General features: G+C 69.7%; 1 protein-coding gene. It reads left to right on the top strand.

The window, feature by feature from the left end; translation table 11 throughout:
* Positions 1-64: 64 nt before the first annotated feature.
* A partial coding sequence (locus tag AC30CM_RS27395; protein ID WP_490120037.1) for an SRPBCC family protein occupies positions 65-380 on the top strand: 316 nt, incomplete at its 3' end.

The following is a 380-nucleotide window of genomic DNA, read 5'->3' as shown; positions in this document are numbered from 1 at the left end:
CGCGGCAACAACTGACGTCGCGAATCTTCTATCCGCGCGCCGCGGACGGGTGGATGCTGGGCGCATGAGCACGACAGCACGAGCGACCATCCACGTCGACGTCCCGCGCGAGGAGGTCTGGCGCGCCATCACCGACCCGGACACGATCGCGCGCTACCTGTTCGGCAGCCGAGTCGAGACCGACTGGCAGGAGGGGAGCCCGATCGTCTACCGCGGCGAGTGGGAGGGCGCGCCGTACGAGGACAAGGGCACGATCCTGGAGGTCGTCCCCGGCGAGCGCCTCGTCTCCACCTACTACAGCCCGCTCAGCGGCAAACCGGACGTCCCGGAGAGCTACCAGACGGTCTCGTACCTCCTCGCCGACGACGCGGGCGGCACCG

Source organism: Mycobacterium sp. DHQP2018-32-09 (genome assembly GCF_058148405.1).
This window is presented reverse-complemented; position numbering and strand designations above follow the sequence as displayed.